Origin of the sequence: Vitiosangium sp. GDMCC 1.1324 (assembly GCF_003044305.1) — a bacterium.
Lineage (GTDB): Bacteria > Myxococcota > Myxococcia > Myxococcales > Myxococcaceae > Archangium.
Window position 1 is genome coordinate 18,035 of the sequence record NZ_PZOX01000010.1, and the last position, 17,193, is coordinate 35,227.

The 17,193-nt window shown below is 68.6% G+C and carries 13 protein-coding genes and 1 pseudogene; 9 read left to right on the forward strand and 5 right to left on the reverse strand.

The window, feature by feature from the left end; translation table 11 throughout:
• Nucleotides 1–230: 230 nt before the first annotated feature.
• Nucleotides 231–1,382 carry a serine/threonine-protein kinase gene (locus tag DAT35_RS27420; RefSeq protein WP_108070377.1) on the forward strand — a complete coding sequence of 384 codons (1,152 nt, stop codon included), beginning with the start codon at nucleotides 231–233 and terminating at the stop codon, nucleotides 1,380–1,382.
• Nucleotides 1,379–2,335 (forward strand): RluA family pseudouridine synthase, encoded by a 957-nt coding sequence (locus DAT35_RS27425; protein WP_108070379.1) that lies wholly within the window; start codon nucleotides 1,379–1,381, stop codon nucleotides 2,333–2,335. The genes DAT35_RS27420 and DAT35_RS27425 overlap by 4 nt, the downstream gene beginning before the upstream one ends.
• Here the strand turns inward: DAT35_RS27425 and DAT35_RS27430 are convergent.
• Nucleotides 2,316–2,729 (reverse strand): secondary thiamine-phosphate synthase enzyme YjbQ, encoded by a 414-nt coding sequence (locus tag DAT35_RS27430; RefSeq protein ID WP_108070381.1) that lies wholly within the window; start codon nucleotides 2,727–2,729, stop codon nucleotides 2,316–2,318. The two genes, DAT35_RS27425 and DAT35_RS27430, sit on opposite strands and share 20 nt — an antisense overlap.
• Nucleotides 2,730–2,768: 39 nt before the next feature.
• Between DAT35_RS27430 and DAT35_RS27435 the strand changes: the two genes are divergently transcribed.
• Both DAT35_RS27435 and DAT35_RS27440 read left to right on the forward strand, forming a co-directional pair.
• Nucleotides 2,769–3,983, forward strand: a complete 1,215-nt coding sequence (locus DAT35_RS27435; protein ID WP_108070383.1) for a DNA polymerase IV — start codon at nucleotides 2,769–2,771, stop codon at nucleotides 3,981–3,983.
• 73 nt (nucleotides 3,984–4,056) lie between these two features.
• The gene (locus DAT35_RS27440) at nucleotides 4,057–4,464 is read left to right on the forward strand and encodes a GFA family protein (RefSeq protein ID WP_108070385.1); all 408 of its coding nucleotides are present in this window, start codon (nucleotides 4,057–4,059) and stop codon (nucleotides 4,462–4,464) included.
• A gap of 12 nt (nucleotides 4,465–4,476) precedes the next feature.
• On the opposite strand, the pseudogene msrB reads toward DAT35_RS27440, so the two are convergent.
• A pseudogene (gene msrB / locus DAT35_RS27445) lies at nucleotides 4,477–4,935 on the reverse strand (peptide-methionine (R)-S-oxide reductase MsrB); the annotation flags it as partial.
• A gap of 419 nt (nucleotides 4,936–5,354) precedes the next feature.
• Here msrB and cglD point away from each other — a divergent pair.
• Entirely contained in the window at nucleotides 5,355–8,849 is a 3,495-nt protein-coding gene (cglD, locus tag DAT35_RS27455; protein WP_158501901.1) for an adventurous gliding motility lipoprotein CglD, read from the forward strand.
• A 6-nt stretch (nucleotides 8,850–8,855) separates the two neighbouring features.
• On the opposite strand, the gene pcnB is transcribed toward cglD, so the two are convergent.
• A complete protein-coding gene (gene pcnB, locus DAT35_RS27460; RefSeq protein WP_108070973.1) occupies nucleotides 8,856–10,586 on the reverse strand; it encodes a polynucleotide adenylyltransferase PcnB in 1,731 nt (576 codons plus the stop codon).
• A 77-nt stretch (nucleotides 10,587–10,663) separates the two neighbouring features.
• Between pcnB and DAT35_RS27465 the strand changes: the two genes are divergently transcribed.
• Both DAT35_RS27465 and yjjX read left to right on the forward strand, forming a co-directional pair.
• Nucleotides 10,664–11,683 (forward strand): NAD-dependent epimerase/dehydratase family protein, encoded by a 1,020-nt coding sequence (locus DAT35_RS27465; protein ID WP_108070392.1) that lies wholly within the window; start codon nucleotides 10,664–10,666, stop codon nucleotides 11,681–11,683.
• Nucleotides 11,684–11,700: 17 nt separating this feature from the next.
• Nucleotides 11,701–12,249 carry an inosine/xanthosine triphosphatase gene (gene yjjX / locus DAT35_RS27470; protein ID WP_108070394.1) on the forward strand — a complete coding sequence of 183 codons (549 nt, stop codon included), beginning with the start codon at nucleotides 11,701–11,703 and terminating at the stop codon, nucleotides 12,247–12,249.
• A 28-nt stretch (nucleotides 12,250–12,277) separates the two neighbouring features.
• On the opposite strand, the gene DAT35_RS27475 is transcribed toward yjjX, so the two are convergent.
• Nucleotides 12,278–13,297 (reverse strand): aldo/keto reductase, encoded by a 1,020-nt coding sequence (locus DAT35_RS27475; protein ID WP_108070396.1) that lies wholly within the window; start codon nucleotides 13,295–13,297, stop codon nucleotides 12,278–12,280.
• A 118-nt stretch (nucleotides 13,298–13,415) separates the two neighbouring features.
• Here DAT35_RS27475 and DAT35_RS27480 point away from each other — a divergent pair, with 118 nt between their 5' ends.
• Nucleotides 13,416–14,318, forward strand: a complete 903-nt coding sequence (locus DAT35_RS27480; RefSeq protein ID WP_108070398.1) for a LysR family transcriptional regulator — start codon at nucleotides 13,416–13,418, stop codon at nucleotides 14,316–14,318.
• A 1-nt stretch (nucleotide 14,319) separates the two neighbouring features.
• Here DAT35_RS27480 and DAT35_RS27485 read toward each other — a convergent pair whose 3' ends face one another.
• The gene (locus tag DAT35_RS27485) at nucleotides 14,320–15,213 is read right to left on the reverse strand and encodes a hypothetical protein (RefSeq protein WP_233261745.1); all 894 of its coding nucleotides are present in this window, start codon (nucleotides 15,211–15,213) and stop codon (nucleotides 14,320–14,322) included.
• 187 nt (nucleotides 15,214–15,400) lie between these two features.
• Between DAT35_RS27485 and DAT35_RS27490 the strand changes: the two genes are divergently transcribed.
• Nucleotides 15,401–17,182: a serine hydrolase gene (locus DAT35_RS27490; protein WP_108070400.1), complete on the forward strand. Its 1,782-nt coding sequence runs from the start codon at nucleotides 15,401–15,403 to the stop codon at nucleotides 17,180–17,182.
• Nucleotides 17,183–17,193 lie beyond the last annotated feature (11 nt).

A 17,193-nucleotide genomic window follows, 5' to 3' on the forward strand; every position in this document is an offset into this window, starting at 1 on the left:
TCCACGGGCGTGTGCAGGAGTGGTCGCTCCAACGACCCGAGCGGTCGCCGTGCTGGCCGGAACGGCCCCCCACCGCCCCCGGGCCCGGGTCAGTGAGTCCCAGACCTACCCAACCCTGGCTACCCGGCCCCATGAGGCGTTGGAATGATTCTGTGACCGACAGCCAACACCCGCCCCGGCTGGCGCCCGTTTGACCCCGACCCAACAGGGTATCTAGGATCTCCGACTCGATGCGTCCCAAGCACATCGGTCCCTATCGCGTCCTCGAGACGCTCGGAAGCGGCGGCATCGGGACCGTCTACCGGGCATTGGACGTCAGGAGCAACGACTCGGTGGCGCTGAAGCTGCTGTCGGGCGGCCCGGCGATGGACTCGCGGGCGGCGAAGCGGCTGGTGCGTGAGTTCGAGACCCTGGTGGACCTGTCCCACCCCAACGTGGTGAAGGTCTATGACACCGGGGTCTTCCAGAACTCGCCCTATCTGGTGATGGAGCTCATCGAGGGGCTGACGCTGCGCGACTACCTGTCGCTGCGGGGCGAGGATCTGCTGTCTCCCACGAGCGCGTCCTCGGCCTCCGAGCTGCTCAGGCCAGGTGGAGCACCGGGCTCGGTCAGCGGGGAACCCGTGTCGGGCGAAGCCGGCCAGGAGCTGTTCGACCTGTCGGCCTTCGCCGAGGAGGCGCCGAGCGAGGACATGGGAGCGACGATGCGCTTTGGCACCTCGGGCTCGGCGGCGCGGCTGCCGGTGCCGGTGGAGCCGTGGCTCCTGTCGGACTCGGACGAGTTGGATCCGCTGGACTTCGAGCTGCCCTACGACGTGGCGGGGCCGGAGGCGGAGCCGGTGAAGCGGGAGACGGCGGCGCGGCTGGAGGAGCTGAACCGGCCGGAGCGGGTGGGCCGCCTGAAGGACGCGCTGCTGCAGATGTGCGAGGCGCTGGCCTACATCCACGCGCACGGGGTGGTGCACCGGGACCTGAAGCCGTCCAACATCATGGTGGACGAGGACCGTCAGGTGCGGCTGATGGACTTCGGGCTGGCGAAGCTCCTGGCGGACGACGCGGGGGTGACGCTGGACGGGCGCATGGTGGGGACGTTCCGCTACATGTCGCCGGAGCAGATTCTGGGCGAGCCGCTGGATGGGCGCTCGGACCTCTACAGCCTGGGGGTCATCCTCTACGAGTTGATGACGGGCCGTCCGCCTTTTGACGCGAAGTCCCCGGTGGACTTGTGGCACAAGGTGCTGGAAACCGAGCCCCCGCCACTGCTGGCCATCAACCAGAAGGGAGATCCACAGCTGGCCCGGGTGGCCCATCGCCTCATCCGGAAGGAGCCGGACGACCGGTTCCAGACGGCCGAGGAAGTGTACGAGGCACTCTCCGAGTGAATGAGAACACAACCGGGACGACGCACACGCTGGTGGTGGAGGCAGGGAAGGCGGGGCAGCGGGTGGACCTCTTCATTGGAGAGGCGCTGGGGCTGTCACGCGCGAAGCTGAAGCGGCTCTTCGACTCGGGCGCGGTGAAGGTGGACGGCCGGGCGGCGAAGAAGGGGCTGCTGGTGGCCGTGGGCCAGCGCATCTCCGTGGTGGTGCCGGAGGAGCGGCGCGAGGTAGTGCCGGAGCCGGAGGCGCCGCTGGCGGTGCTGCACACGGACGAGGCGCTGGTGTTCGTGGACAAGCCCGCGGGCAGGCCCTCGCACCCGCTGCAACCCGGAGAGACGGGCACGGTGGCCAACGCGCTGATAGCGCGCTACCCCGAGTGCGCCGAGGCCTCGGAGGACGAGCGCGAGGGCGGGTTGTGTCACCGGCTGGACATCGAGACGTCCGGGGTGATGGTGGCGGCGCGCTCGCGCGAGGCGTGGACGGCGGTGCGCGAGGCGTTCGGTGGGCGCGAGGTGGACAAGCGCTACTGGGCGCTGGTGACGGGGCCGCTGGCGGACGAGGGGGAGATCGAGCTGCCGCTGCGCCACCACCCGAGGCATCCGGACCGGGTGGAGCCGGCGCTGGACGGGGGCGAGGGCGCGAGGGAAGCGCACTCGGAGTTCCGGGTGCTGGAGCGCTCGGGGGAGTACAGCCTGGTGGAGGTGCGCATCTCCACGGGGGTGCTGCACCAGGTTCGCGCGCACCTCGCGGCGGTGGGAGCACCCATCGTGGGAGACACGCTGTATGGCGGGCGCGAGGAGCCGGGGCTGGAGCGCTTCTTCCTGCACGCGAAGGCGCTGGGGGTGACGCACCCGGTGACGAAGCAACAGGTGCGGGTGGAGAGCCCGCTGCCGCCCGAGCTGCTCGCGGTCCTCCAACGGCACGCCCTTCCCCTGCCTACTCGCCCATCACCTTGATGATCAGGCGCTTGCGGCGCTGCCCATCGAACTCGGCGTAGAACACCTGCTGCCAGGTCCCGAGGTCCAGCTTCCCCGCCGTGACGGGAAGAATCACCTGGTGGTGGATGAGCAGGGACTTGAGGTGGGCATCCCCGTTGTCCTCGCCGGTGCCGTGGTGGCGGTAGTTGGGCCCCTGGGGTGCGAGCTTCTGCAACCAGTCCCAGATGTCCTGGTGGAGGAAGGGCTCGTCGTCATTGACGAAGACACCGGCGGTGATGTGCATGGCGGAAACGAGCACCATGCCCTCCTGGATGCCACTCTTGCGGACGAGCTCGGAGACGGTATCGGTGATGCGAACGAGCTCGCGGCGTTCGCGGGTCTGGAAGGTGAGGTATTCGGTGAGGGTCTTCATGCGGAGTGAGCGTCAGAGGGGTCCACTACAGTGAGTCCGATGCGGGCCATCATCCACGTGGACATGGACGCCTTCTATGCGTCGGTGGAGCAGCGGGACAACCCGGAGCTGCGCGGCAAACCGTTGATTGTTGGCGGGGATGCACGGCGAGGCGTGGTGGTGGCGGCCTCGTACGAGGTGCGCAAGTACGGCGTGCGCAGCGCCATGCCCATGGCACGGGCAATGAAGCTGGCCCCCCACGCGGTGGTGGTGAAGCCGCGCTTCAGCGCGTACAGCGACGCGAGCGAACAGGTGTTCTCCATCTTCGAGCGGTACACGCCGCTGGTGGAGCCACTGTCGCTGGACGAGGCCTTCCTGGACGTGACGGCGTCGGTGGGGCTGTTCGGAGCGCCGGCGGACATGGCGAGGCGGATCCGCAAGGAGATCGCCGCGGAGACGGGCCTGCCCGCGTCGGCGGGGATCGCCGCGGTGAAGTTCGTGGCGAAGATCGCCTCGGACGTGGCGAAGCCCAACGGTCAGCGGGAGGTGCGGGCGGAGGAGACGGTGGCGTTCCTCGCGGGGCTGCCCGTGGGCCGGCTGTGGGGGGTGGGGCCGAAGACGGAGGAGGCGCTGAAGCGCTCGGGGCTGGAGACGATCGGCGACGTGGCCCGGCGGGACGTGGCGTGGATGGAGGCGCGGTGGGGCTCGAGCGGACGGCACCTGTGGGAGCTGGCCCAGGGCATCGACCCCCGGGAGGTGGTGCCGGACCGCGAGGCCAAGAGCGTGGGAGCCGAGGACACCTTCGACGAGGACCTGACGGGGATGGAGGCGCTAAGCCCGCACGTGCACTCGCAAGCGCTGCGAGTGGGGCGCCGGCTGAGGCGCGCGGGGGTGAAGGGACGGGTGGTGCAGCTCAAGGTGAAGTTCGCGGACTTCACGCTCATCACCCGGAGGACCACCCTGCCCTTGGCGACGGATGACGGGCAGACGCTCTACCGGGTGGCGAAGGAGCTGCTGGAGAAGGCGCACGAGGACAAGCCCGTGCGGCTGACCGGCGTCTCGATGCAGGAGCTGGGAATGGGGAGCGGAGAAGAAAGGCAGCTCGGCCTGTTCACGGAGCCGGAGAAACCGAAGAAGAGCGACAAGCTGAACGCGGTGCTGGACCGGATCGCCGAGCGCTTCGGGACGAAGGCGGTGACGACGGCGGACATCGCGGGCACCTCCGAGGCGGACCCGGACCCGGAGCGCCCCAAGAAGCCCAAGCGTCCCAACTAACCTGACATAAGGCTGTCACTCCCTGGGGGCACATTAGGTTCAACAGTTCGCCACACCCACCAGGGATGACGCCATGAGCACCAAGACATTCCACGGTAGCTGCCACTGCGGCAAGGTTCGCTTCGAAGCCAACATCGACCTGAGCGCCGGCACTGGCAGGTGCAACTGCTCGATCTGCGCCAAGACCCGGAACTGGAGCGTGATCATCAAACCCGATGCCTTCCGGTTGCTCTCGGGGGAGGGAGACCTGTCGGAATACCGGTTCAACACCCGAAGCGCGCAGCACTTGTTCTGCAAGCACTGCGGCGTGCGCCCCTTCGGGCGGGGCGACATTCCGGAGATGGGCGGGGCGTACGTCTCGGTGAATCTCGCCTGTCTCGATGACGCAACGCCCGAAGAGCTCGTCAGCGCGCCGATCAAGTACATGGACGGGCGCAACAACAACTGGTGGGTGCCCCCCGCGGAGACCCGCCACCTCTGAGGCCCGTCCGGCCTACCTGCCCGGCTGCTCCTCCTGGAAGAGCGGCAGGTAGCGGCCGTAGCCCTCGGCTTCGAGCTTCTCCACCGGCACGAAGCGCAGCGCCGCCGAGTTCATGCAGTAGCGCAGGCCGGTGGGCGGCGGGCCGTCATCGAACACATGGCCCAAGTGCGAGTCCGCGCCCTTGCTCCGCACCTCCGTGCGCCGGCCGAAGAACGAAAAGTCGTCCTTCGTGACGATGTTGCCCGGCTCCAATGGCCGCGTGAAGGACGGCCAGCCGGTGCCCGAGTCGTACTTGTCCAACGAGCTGAACAGCGGCTCACCAGAGACGACGTCCACGTAGATGCCCGCGGCATGGTTGTTCCAGTACGCGTTCCGGAAGGGTGGCTCGGTCCCTTCTTGCTGTGTCACCTCGTACTGCAGCGGCGAGAGCGTGCGGCGCAACTCCTCGTCGCTCTTCTTGTCATGGGGCTTCTGCTCTCTCATCGGACGTGCCTCCGAGGCCGTGGACGGGTTGCTCGCCGCGCCCCCCTCCTGCGCGAGCGCGGGGTCCGCACATCCCACGAGGCCTAGCAGCGCGACGAGCAGGGAACCCCTCCGCATCGGTATCTTCATGGGCGCGGACTCCTAGGAGAAAGGGCCGGGCTCTGGAGCCGGCGGTCTCCTTGAATGAAACGCATGACGCGCCATGTCGGTTACAGACAGCGGCATGGGCAGGCAGGCACGCCCTCGCTGGACCCTGCGCCTCTTTGGCCGCTCGCTTCTCCACACGGGCCCGGAGGTGCGGCCCGACAATTCCAAGCCGGCATGTGGTACGCGATTGTTAATCTGCCCCCGCCAGCACGCGGCTGAGAAGGTCCTCAGCGATGCCTGTGCAGAGGGGGTTTCATTTCGTGTCTTCTGTTCGTGAATCGCAATCACCCCGTGGAACACCGTTCCTCGGGATATCCCTGCTCGTAGCCATCCTGACGACGGCCACGGGCTGCCCGCAGCCAGAACCGAAGTGCCACTACAACTCGGAATGTGCTGAGCCGAACCTGTGCATCCAGGGCGAATGTCGCCCCGAGTGCCTCCAGACGGTGGACTGCTCGGAGGGCTATGTCTGCCAGGGCTCCCGGTGCGTCCGGAGCAACCCCGGCGAGGGCAACCCCGACGGTGGCAACACCGATGGTGGCAATCCCGACGGTGGCAACACCGGTGACGCGGGCACCGCGGATCCCTCGTGCACCAACGGCACCCAGGATGGAACCGAGACGGACACCGATTGCGGTGGTTCCTGCGGCAAGTGTGCCGACACGAAGAAGTGCGAGGGCGCGAGCGACTGCGTCAGCGGTCTCTGCCAGGCCCACGTGTGCACGGCCTCCCGGACCGTGACCCTCACCGTGTCCGGCAGCGGCGGCGGATCCGTGACCTCCACCCCTACGGGGCTCGCCTGCACGGGTTCGTGCGAAGCCCGGTTCGCGAGCGAGACGACCGTCACGCTCACGGCCACGCCGAATGACACCTCGACCTTCACCGGTTGGTCTGGAAGCGACTGCTCGGGCACGGGCACCTGCACCCTCGCCCTCAACGCCGACAAGAATGTGACGGCCACCTTCACCCTCCACGAGGAGGTGCCGGATGGCGGCCCGGTCGTCCCCGATGGCGGCCCGGTCGTACCGGATGCTGGCCCGGGCTCACCGGATGCTGGCCCGGGCTCACCGGATGCTGGCCCGGGTGTTCCGGATGCTGGCCCAGGCGCACCGGATGGCGGCGGCGGCCCGACGCCCTTGCCCACGGATCCCACCGACCCGAACAACACCTTCAAGGACACCGACTGTGATGGCCTGAGCGACGCGGTCGAGTTCACGACGGATCGGGGCAATGGTCAGCACACCCACCCGGGTCTGGCGGATACCGATGGGGATGGGCTCCAGGACGGGCTCGAGCTGGGCATCAACACCCCGGTGCCGGGCACGAACTGCACCTTGCCACACGACGCGAACACCGCGCTGAACACGAACCCGGTCAACCCGGACACGGACGGTGACGGACTGAGCGACGGCGTGGAGGACGCGAACAAGAACGGCAGTGTGGATGACAACGAGACCCACCCCCTGCGCAAGGACACCGACTGTGACGGGCTGGTCGATGGTCCGAGCACCGGGAGCGTGAAGGGCGAGGACCAGAACGCCAACGGACACAGGGAGCTCAACGAGACCAACCCTCTCCAGGCGGATACCGATGGTGACGGCATCCTGGACGGCGTGGAGCTGGGAGCCACCACCAACGTGGACCCGGTGGCCTGCACCCACTTCCTCCCGGACATGGGCCCAGGCACGACCACGGATGCGACCGACCCGGACACCGATGGGGACGGGATCATCGATGGCGCCGAGGACTCCAACCAGAACGGCAGGTTGGACCCTGGTGAGCTGGATCCCCTGACACCTGATGCGACGGGACCGGCCGGCCAGGTCTGCACCACCAGCAATCTGCGCCCGGTGTCCTTCCAGTCCGAGAGCGGGCCGGACATCAAGCTGGCGCTGCCCCCCTCTTTCACCGAGGTCGTCCAGATCAGGTCGGGCACCGACGTGAAGGGACTGGTGGGCTACGACAGCACCACGAAGACCACCTTCCTGGCCTTCCGCACCACGCCGCCCGCGGGTGCCACGGACCCGCTCGGCGACGAGGAGGCGCTACGGCCCTCCATCGCATCCAAGGGCGCCCTGAGCAACCGCACCGCCCAGGTGTTCAAGACCTGGGAAGGTTTCAGTGCCGTGCAGGCCTTCTATGACCAGGCGGGGACGACCACGGATCTCAAGAGCCGCACCAATCAACTGGTGGACGCGCTGGTGCCCGGCAGCACGGGCCGTCTCAACAGCACGGCGGCGGGTGTCACGGGCGACTTCCGGCTCCAGACGCTCTTCGTGCACCGCTCGCCCCAGAGCCTCGTGGTGCTCATCGCCGTGGCCCCCCTGGCCAATATGACGGGCAGCTACCGCGACAGCCCCGCGGCCTTCTCCGTCAAGAACCTCTCGGATGGCTCCGCGCTCGCCCAGTTCGGCGAGCCCACGGGGGTGCAGTGCGAGCGCTTCACGCTCAACTCGTCGAAGGTGGACTTCCTCTTCGTCGTGGACGACAGCGGCTCGATGGTGGCCTCACAGATGTCGCTGGCCGCTGCCGCCGAGTCCGCGGTGAACGCGCTCAACGCCTCGTCGCTGGACTGGCGCATGGCGATGGTCACGTCGAGCTACCACCAGAGCGCCTCGGGCAGCACGGCGAACGTGGCCAAACTGCGGCGCTTCACCCGCAACGTGAACAAGGTGAAGTCGTGGCTCACGCAGGACAGCATCTGCTCGGGGGGCGCTTGCAGCGGGGTCCCCACGGTTCCCGCGCCCGCTCTCTGCCCCGGCGATACCTCCCAGGGCGCCAATGGCGGCTGTTGGGTTGGCATCAGTGGCAGCGGCACCGAGGGCGTGCTCGGAGCGGCCCGCAGGGCCATCGATGACATGACGCCGGGCACGGAGCCGGGCGCCGCCGAGTCCGATACCCTGGCGCGCAAGGATGCCGCCCTCGTGGTCGTGCTGCTCGGGGACGCGGACGATCAGACCACCGGCTACAGCACCACCACCCAGAACTGCGGTACGGGGGGAACAGCTGACAAGGCAGGAACCGGCTGCGAGAGCGTCACCAACTTCATGACCTTCTTCGGGACGACCTCGGAGTTGCCGGCGCCTGTCAACAAGACGGGCAAGCACATCCCCGTGCACGGCATCGTGTGCCCGTCCGGCCAGGCCTGCGGCTGCTCTTCGGGGACCTGCGACCTGTCCAACTCGACGCGTGAGTTCAACCCGCAGCCCGTGGGAGGCATGTCGCAGCAGCGCCACGCCGCGGTGGTCAACGCCTCGGGCGGCGTGCTCGGCTCCATCCTCGACACCGCATCCATCGGGGCTTCCATGGACGCGATCATCAACGACACCATCGGCAACGCGGGCTACAAGACCCTCAAGCCGCCCATCGGTGCGTCCATCAAGGTGGCCATGGAGAACGTGAGCAACCCGGCGGTGTGCACGGCGGCCCACGACATCCCGCGCAGCACGGTCAACGGCTTCGACTTCGATGGCAGCGCGCGCACCCTGTCCTTCTTCGGCGCCTGCCGCCCCGCGGCCGACACCACCCAGGTGGCGGTGTCGTACCAGTACTGGGTGAACTCGGTGGAGGCGCCCGACGGCCGCGTGCCGTGCGTGAATGACCCGAACTACACCCCGAACGAGCCGGACTTCTGTCTGGGCCCCCACCTGGAGTGCAGCGCCGCGGGCAACCAGTGCGTCTGCAAGCCCGACTGCGGTGGCATCTGCGGCTCGAGCGCGCTGTGTGACATGGCGCGCTGCGCCTGCAAGCCGTAGGGAGGGTCAACCCTCGTCGGACTCGGACTCACTGTCCGAGTCCGCACTGGGCTCGGCGCTGAACTCGGCGTCATCGCCCGAGTCGGCGTCGTCACCGGAGTCCTCGGACCCCGCGTCCGAGGTCTCACCACCGGAGGCCCCAGCACCCCCCGAGGCAGCGGCGGAAGCACCCTCCCCTGCCCCGGTCTTGCGTCCACCCCGGCGCCGGCGCCGACGACGCTTGCGCGGGCCCTCGCTGCCCTCGGACGCGCCTCCCTCGGTGGACTTGACGGAAGGCACCTCGCCGCGCTTCCACGCCTCGAGCGCCTCGCGGTGCTGGCCCGTGGCCTCGACGGAGATCTCGAAGACGACGAGCGCGTCGTTGAAGAGCGGGTGGCGGCGGAACGCCCCGGTGCGGCGGCGACGCTCGCCCGTCAGGGTGCGCTGGGCGATGAGCAGCAGCCGGCAGCGCTCGGCGATGCGGCGGGGCAGCCGCGCGGACTGGACGAACTCGGCCAGCAGGTCCTCGATGCCCTGGGCCACCGAGGGGCGGATCGCGGGGTCCTGGCTCTCCACGATGGGGCCCGCCTGGGCGATGGGCACGAGCAACGCCGCGAGCAGAATGGCGTCATCCAGCGGCTCGCCCGAGGACACGCGCCGGTCGAGCGCCTCCGCGTAGGCGTAGAAGGTCTCCTGGCCCTTGCGGCCGTTCTCCTTGAAATAGGCGGCCACGGGTGGCAGGAGGATCTTCAGCGCATCCAGCGCGGCCAGCAGCCGCAGGCTGGGCGCGGCCACCCCACCCCGGATGAGACGGAAGGTCTCCTCCAGCAGGCGCGCGGGGGCGCAGCGCGGCAGGTCCTCGACGGCCCCCTCCATGGCGGCGTAGGTGCGCGACTCGATGTCCAGGCCCAGCTTGGAGGCGAAGCGCACGGCGCGCAGGATGCGCACCGGGTCCTCGCGCATGCGGATCTCCGGGTCGCCAATGGTCCGGATGTAGCGCTCGTCCAGGTCGCGCCGGCCGCGCACGTAATCAATCACCCGGCCCTCGGCGACGTCGTAGAAGAGGCCGTTCATGGTGAAGTCGCGGCGACGGGCGTCCTGCTCGGCGGTGCCGAAGACGTTGTCGTGCGTGATGAGGAGATCCTGCGACTCCTCGGCCTCTCCCCCCTCCTCGCCATTCTCGGCGCCATTCTCGGCACCGGTGTCGGCCCCGCTCTCGGCCCCGGAGGCGTCGAGCTCGGTGGGGTTGGCGCGGAAGGTGGAGACCTCGATGATCTTCCCACCCTTGAAGTAGATGTGGGCGAGCCGGAAGCGCCGGCCGATGAGGCGGCAGTTGCGGAAGATGGCGCGCACCTCGCCCGGGTGGGCGCTGGTGGCGATGTCGAAGTCCTTGGGGGTGCGCTCCAGCATCAGGTCACGCACGCAGCCCCCCACCAGGTAGGCCTGGTGGCCATGGGCGTGGAGGCGGTGGATGACCTTGAGGGCGTCCGGGTCGAGCTTGTCGGGGTCTATCTCCGCGGGCTCGCCGGAAGGGGTGGTGTCGGGGAGGAACTCGGTCTCGGGAAGGGAATCCTCGGAGAGAGTCTCCAGGAGGGCGGACATGGGTGGGGGGTTCTCCTCCGCGGGCTCGGGGACCGGCAATGCCTCGAGAGGGTCCAGGGACCCTGCCTCGGAGACCACAGCCTCGCGCGCGTCATCGGGCGCAGACTGGAGCGTCGGTTCACCGGCTGGCGGTGTTTCAGTGGAGTCTCGCGTCATCTCGCGGTTGACGCCCCGAAGGGGGGGCATCTATGGGGCACGACCTATAGCGCATCCTCCCCGGGAGGGAGTAGCACATGACGACATTGTTGACGGGGGCAACAGGGCTGGTAGGGGCCAACCTCGCCCACCTGCTGTGCGAGCAGGGAGAGCGCCCCCGGCTGCTCGTCCGGGAGCGCAGCGACCGCCGGGGGTTGCGCGGGCTGAGCTACGACGAGGTGCTCGGCGACGTCCTGGACGCCGAGTCGCTTCGCGGGGCCATGAAAGGGGTGGAGCGGGTCTACCACGTGGCGGGCATCGTCCGGTTCGATCCCTTTACTCGGGAGGATGTGTCCCGAATCAACGCCCGGGGAACGCGAAACGTTCTGGACGCGGCACGAGCGGCGGGAGTGCGGCGGGTCGTGGTGGTGTCGAGCGTGGCGGCGGTCGGCCATGGGACGCTGAGCGAGCCGGCCACCGAGGACAGTCCCTACAACTACCCGGGGGACAACCCCTACCACGAGTCCAAGCGGGAGGCCGAGCGCCTGGCGCTGGAGGCCTCGGGGCCGGCGCTGGAGGTGCTGGCGGGCAACCCGGGCTTCGTGCTCGGGCCCTACGACGTGCGGCCGTCCACGGGGGAGCTGCTGCTGCTCGTGGCGAAGGGCATCGTGGCGGTATACCCGAGTGGTGGGGTCAACGTGGTCAACGCACAGGATGTGGCCCGGGGGCTGCGGCTCGTCATGGAGAAGGGACGCCCGGGGGAGCGCTACATCCTGGGGGGAGAGAACCTCCCCTTCCGCGAGTTCCTGACGCTGTGCGCCGAGGAGGCGGGGGTGCCGCCGCCGAGGATTCCGCTGCCGGACGGGGTGGTGAAGGCGGTGGGGAGGTTCGGAGACGTGGTGGGGCGGCTGTCACCGGACCTCTTCAAGCACGTGAACACGGCGTTCCTGCAGGCGCTGCCGTTGCCGGCGTACCAGTCGTCAACGAAGGCGATGCGGGAACTGGGCTATCAACCGAGGCCCGTGCGGCTCGGCATCCGCGAGGCGCTGCGCTGGTTCCAGGAGGAAGGAATGCTCCCGCTGGACCAACCGCTCACGCCCCGAGGCGTCGTGGGTTGAAGGAGGAATGGAGTCCCATGAGCATCATCATCGCCGTCGGCTCGACGAACCCGGCCAAGACCAGCGCCGTGAAGGCCATCTGTGAGCGGGCCTTCCCCGGCTGCACGGTGATCCCCATCGACGTGCCCAGCGGGGTGCGCGAGCAACCCATCGGCCCCGGAGAGACCTCGACGGGGGCACGCAACCGGGCCCGGGCGGCGCTCGGTGCCGTCCCGGGAGCGCAGATGGGTGTGGGCCTCGAAGGAGGCGTGGACCCGGACGGGAGCCTCATCAACGGCGTGGCCGTGGTGGAGGTCGGGGGCCGGGAGAACCTGACCTGGGGCGTGCGCTTCCCCCTCCCCCCGGCGGTCGTCGCCCGGGTGTTGAACGGAGAGGAGCTGGGGCCGGTGATGGACCAGGTCTCCGGCCGCACCGAGAGCAAGAAGCACCTCGGAGCGGTGGGCATCCTGAGCAACGGCCTCTTCACGCGCGCCGAGATGTGGCAGGGCCCGATGGCCTGCGCGCTGATGCCCTTCCTGCACCCGGAGCTCTACCCCGCTCCAGCGCCCTCCGCGTCCGGCTCTTGATCTTCCCTCGAGAGGGGCGAACCCCGAATCAGGCCGCGCTCTGGGCGACCGGCCCTTCCGGAGAGTACGGGCGCGTCTCCACGATGGCGCGCTCGATGTCCTGGAGGTCGCGCTCGGTGAGGTGCAGCTCGCTGGCACCCACCACCCCGTCGATCTGCTGGGGAGTGCGCGCTCCGACGATGGCCCCCGTCACGGCCGGGTCGCGCAGCGTCCACGCGATGGCCACCTCCGCCACCGAGTGGCCATGGCGCGACGCGATGGGACGCAGTTGCTCGACGAACTGAAGGTTGCGTGACAGCGCGGGCTCCTGGAAGTCGACGGCGCCCCGGCGCCAGTCACTGGGCGCCAGCGCCTGGATGCGCTCTCTCGACATCCGGCCGCTGAGCAGCCCGGACTGGAGCGGCGAGTAGACGATGACTCCCACGCCCTGCTGGTGGCACCACGGCAGCAGCTCCTTCTCGATGCCGCGGCGGACCAGCGAGTACGGAGGCTGGAGCGAACCAATGGGCGCGATGGCCTGGAGGGGACGCATGTGCTCGACGCCGAAGTTCGAAACGCCGAGGTGGCGCACCTTGCCCTCATCCTTCAGGGCGGCCAGCGTCTCCCAGGCCCGCACCAACACGTCCGTCGGCGTCGCCACGCCATCCCAGTCGGGCCAGTGGATTTGATACAGGTCGATGCGCTCGACCCCCAGCCTGCGCAGGCTGCCCTCGACCTCGCGGCGCAGGGAGGCAGGGGTGAGGTCGTGGTGAATCTTCCCGGCGTCGTTCCACAGCAGGCCGCACTTGGTGAAGACGAGGGGGCGCTGCGCGGACGTCCAGGACTTCAGTGCCCGCGCGACGACCTCCTCCGAGTGCCCGAGCCCGTAGACCGCAGCGGTGTCGATCCAGTTGATGCCCGCCTCCAGCGCCCGGTGGATGGAGTGGATGGAGTGAGCGTCATCCTGGGGCCCCCAGCTATAGGACCAGCCGTCTCCACCAATGGCCCATGCGCCAAACCCGATGGGCGTGATGTCGAGGTCGGTCGCTCCAAGTCGTCGTGTCCGCATGTCGTGTGTCCTCTCCGGGAGGAAGTCCCGTTGGCGGAGGAACCGTAATGAGCAGGGGCCCGAGGGATTAGAAGCCACCGCGGCATGACGGTCGTTCCACGATGGTATGAATGGAGGGATGGACACACTGGGTGGCATCGAGGTCTTCGTGGCCACGGTGCGGGGTGGCAGCTTCGCAGCGGCCGGACGGAGGTTGGGACAGACGGCGTCGGCGGTGAGCCGGCGCGTGGCCCGGCTGGAGGCGGAGATGGGGGTCCAACTCTTGGCGCGGACCACGCGCTCGCTGCGCGTCACGGAGGCGGGCGCGGCCTTCTTCGAGCGCTGCGTGCGCATCCTCGACGAGTTGGGCGAGGCGAGGGATGCCATCTCCCGGAGTCACGCACGCCCCATGGGCCGGCTGCGCGTCGAAGCCCCGGTGGCGCTCGGCCGGAGGGTGGTGGCCCCCCGGTTGCCCCGCTTCCTGCGTGAGAACCCCGAGGTCCAGGTCGTCCTCACGCTGCGGGACACGACCATCGATCCGGTGGTCGAGGGCGTCGATGTCACGCTCCGCATCGGGGAGTTGCGGGACACGGACCTGGCCGCGCGGCGCCTGGGCGAGTGCGCGATGGTGGTCTGCGCCTCGCCGGGCTACCTCCGGGCCCACGGGGTGCCGGAGTCCATCGAGCAGCTCCACCGGCACACCCGGCTGGGCTTCATTCGCGACGGCGCACCCATGCCGTGGCGGCTGGGCGAGGGCGACGGGCTCGAACCGAACGGCGCGCTGTCCTCCAACGACGCGGAGACACTGCGCACGGCGGCGCTCGAGGGACACGGGCTCATCTACCTGCTGGATTTCCTCGTCGAGGAGGAGCTGCGGTCGGGACAGCTGGTCGAGGTACTTCCCGGGCTGCCGAGGCCCCGCCGGCCCATCCACGCGCTCTACGCCCGGAGCCGGCCTCCCGCGCCCCGGATTGGTGTCTTCCTCGACTTCCTCCAGCGGGTGCTCGCGTCCGGCCGCGTGGCACCCGCGAAGGACACATAGGTCAACGGCAGGTGCCGCAGTCCAACTTGCAACTGTCCGAAAGGTTGTTGTTACCGCAGGACTCGGTGGACTGACAGATGCCGTCACCGCACGTGTAGATGTCCTGGTAGCGGATCCGGGTGGTGATGGGGCGGTAGGTGACCCCATTGTAGGTGCACTGCGAGAAGTACGTCCCCGTGGCGTCATGCGGGCAGATGGAGTGGCAGCTCCCCACATGGATGAGCGGCGGGCATGCGTTAGCGCCCGTGAGCGCGCAGGCGCGGAGGCTGCTCTGGTTCGGGGACAGCAGGCCCTGGTCGTTGCCGACGAAGACCCCCTCGCCGTTGAAGAGGTTGCCGAAGAAGCAGGCCTCCCGCTGTTGGAAGTCCGCCAGCTCGGAGCCCGTGGTGGGGATGGGCTGCCCCAGCGCGTTGGAGCCCAGGAGGGAGACGAGGACCGAGCGCCCGTATTTGTTGACGAGGGCAGCCAGGCACGCGGAGACGACCTGCTGCTCCGCCAGGGTTGCTGGCGAGCCGTTGGACCAGCCCGGTGCCAGCCCCAGGCCGCCAGACCAGACATACGTGGTCGAGCCACTCGTGTACGTCCGGGTCTGTCCGGCTGGGACGGCGCAACGGACCAGGTACTTCATGAGGATGTCGGCCTCCGCCGGCTTCTGCTGGAACCAGGAGGAGAAGCTGCTGCTGGACAAGCCATTGAAGGCCAGCCCGTTGAACGCCAGTCCATTGAAGGCCAGCCCGTTGAACGCCAGCCCATTCATCGTCAGGCCATTGTCTGCCTCGATGGCCTGGGTCGCCGTACTGCCGGGCTCCTCGGAAGGACTGGTGGGCTCCTGCATCGGGCCACAGCCAACAGCGAGTGTCAGCAGGATCACTCCGAACAATTCCATGGTCTTCATGATGCCTTCCCTGGAGCCCGGAAGGAGGGCTCCAAAAGAAGTGTCTTCACTTCCGTCCCCCGAGTTTCCGCTCCATTTCCCGTGGAGGATCGCCGCGTGAAGTGCCGCACAGCGCAATAGGTCCCGGGGCCCTACGTAGAGCGGAAAACGGCATCGGCCCTCCCCCCCCACCGAAGGATCCTCATCCATGCCCTGCGCAGCTCGAGTCCACCTGGGAGCCCTGCTGCTCCTGATGTCGGTGTCGTACCAGTCAAGCGCGGCGGAGCCGGCCTCCCCAGTCAGCGCGGATCCCGCGGCACGGCTCGTGGGGGTCTGGGGAAGCGAGCGCGTCTTCGGCCCCGAGGTCCGAGGCGAGCTCACGCTCTTCCAAGACGGGGACACGTGGCAGGCCAGGATCGCCGGCTTCGAGGTGCCAGGGCGTCTGGAGAAGGGAACGCTCTCGGTGGTCCTGCCTGGGGGCCAGGGAGAATTTCGCGGGACGCTGTCTCCCAATGGGCAGAAGATTCGCGGCCACTGGATCCAACCCAAGGTCATCGTGGGCGGCACCCGGTACGCCACGCCCGTCGAGCTCCGTGCCCTTCAAAAGAACGTCTGGCGCGGTGACGTGGTGCCCCTGGACGACCGGTTCACGCTCTACCTGGTCGTTCAACAAGAGACGGATGGCACCCTCCGCGCCTTCCTCCGCAATCCCGAGAAGAACTTCGGCAGCCGGCTCTCGTTTCGCGTCTCCTTGACGGGCACGACGCTCCGGCTCGTGGACCCCCAGCAGCCCAACATGGCCTTCGAGGGGACCTACGATGAAAAATCCGAGCGGCTGACCCTCCCCATCCTGTTCCTGGGCCCCTTCGACTTCACGCGGCGCGATCGCAACCAGGCCCCGCGCCTCCATGCACGCACACCCGCTCCGGGTCCGTATTCCTACCGCAAGCCCATCGCGGAAGCGGATGGCTGGACGACGGCATCCCTCACGGAGGTCGGCATCGATCCGCGCCCCATCACCGCCCTGGTGCAACGCATCCTCGACACCGAACCCGGCCCCGGCGCGGCACCCGCCATCCAGGGATTGCTCATCGCACGCCATGGGAAGCTCGTCCTGGAGGAGTACTTCCAGGGCTTCGACAAGGAGAGCCCCCACGACCTCCGCTCCGCTTCGAAGACCTTCGCGCCCGTGCTCATCGGCATCGCCATCGACCAGGGAGCACCCCTTCGCGCCGAGTCACCCGTCTACCCGCTGTTCCCCGAGTACCCCAGCACCGCCCAACCGGACCCGCGGAAGTCCGCGCTGACGGTGGAGCACCTGATGACGATGACGTCGGGCCTCGCCTGCGACGACAACAACGACGAGTCCCCCGGCAACGAGAACCGGCTCCAGGACCAGGAAACCAACTGGTACCAATACACGCTGGATCTGCCACTCGAGCACGCCCCCGGGGGAGAGAACGCCGTGTATTGCTCCGCGGGCATCAACCTGCTCGGGGGAGTCCTCCGCAACACGACGCGCTCCTGGGTGCCGGAGTTCTTCGAGCGCACCCTGGCCACGCCTCTCCAGATACGCCGGTACCACATCAACCTGATGCCGACGGGTGATGCCTACCTGGGGGGCGGTCTCTACATGCGCCCACGCGATGCATTGAAGCTGGGGCAGCTCTACCTGGCGGGCGGCGTGTGGAACGGAAAACGGGTGGTCAGCCGGAGCTGGGTCGAGCGCTCCACGGCCCACCACTCGAACATGAGCACCGATAGAACGTATGGGTATGCCTGGTGGCGCCACGACATCCGCGTCGGCGATCGGACCTATGCGGAGTATGAAGCCGGGGGCAACGGCGGACAGTTCGTGATGGTCGTTCCCGAGCTCGACCTCACCGTGATGTTCACCGGGGGCAATTACGGTCAGTTTCCGGTCTGGAAGAAGTTCCGGGAGGAGTTGCTTCCGCAATTCATCCTCCCGGCCATCCAGGCCCGGCGTTGAGGCCCATTCCC

Excerpts from the sequence above, each read along its gene's own strand:
- DAT35_RS27485 (WP_233261745.1), bottom strand. The coding sequence starts at position 15,213 with ATGAAGACCATGGAATTGTTCGGAGTGATCCTGCTGACACTCGCTGTT.
- DAT35_RS27420 (WP_108070377.1), top strand. The coding sequence starts at position 231 with ATGCGTCCCAAGCACATCGGTCCCTATCGCGTCCTCGAGACGCTCGGA.
- DAT35_RS27480 (WP_108070398.1), top strand. The coding sequence starts at position 13,416 with ATGGACACACTGGGTGGCATCGAGGTCTTCGTGGCCACGGTGCGGGGT.
- yjjX (WP_108070394.1), top strand. The coding sequence starts at position 11,701 with ATGAGCATCATCATCGCCGTCGGCTCGACGAACCCGGCCAAGACCAGC.
- pcnB (WP_108070973.1), bottom strand. The coding sequence starts at position 10,586 with ATGACGCGAGACTCCACTGAAACACCGCCAGCCGGTGAACCGACGCTC.
- DAT35_RS27440 (WP_108070385.1), top strand. The coding sequence starts at position 4,057 with ATGAGCACCAAGACATTCCACGGTAGCTGCCACTGCGGCAAGGTTCGC.
- DAT35_RS27490 (WP_108070400.1), top strand. The coding sequence starts at position 15,401 with ATGCCCTGCGCAGCTCGAGTCCACCTGGGAGCCCTGCTGCTCCTGATG.
- DAT35_RS27465 (WP_108070392.1), top strand. The coding sequence starts at position 10,664 with ATGACGACATTGTTGACGGGGGCAACAGGGCTGGTAGGGGCCAACCTC.
- DAT35_RS27435 (WP_108070383.1), top strand. The coding sequence starts at position 2,769 with ATGCGGGCCATCATCCACGTGGACATGGACGCCTTCTATGCGTCGGTG.
- DAT35_RS27430 (WP_108070381.1), bottom strand. The coding sequence starts at position 2,729 with ATGAAGACCCTCACCGAATACCTCACCTTCCAGACCCGCGAACGCCGC.
- DAT35_RS27475 (WP_108070396.1), bottom strand. The coding sequence starts at position 13,297 with ATGCGGACACGACGACTTGGAGCGACCGACCTCGACATCACGCCCATC.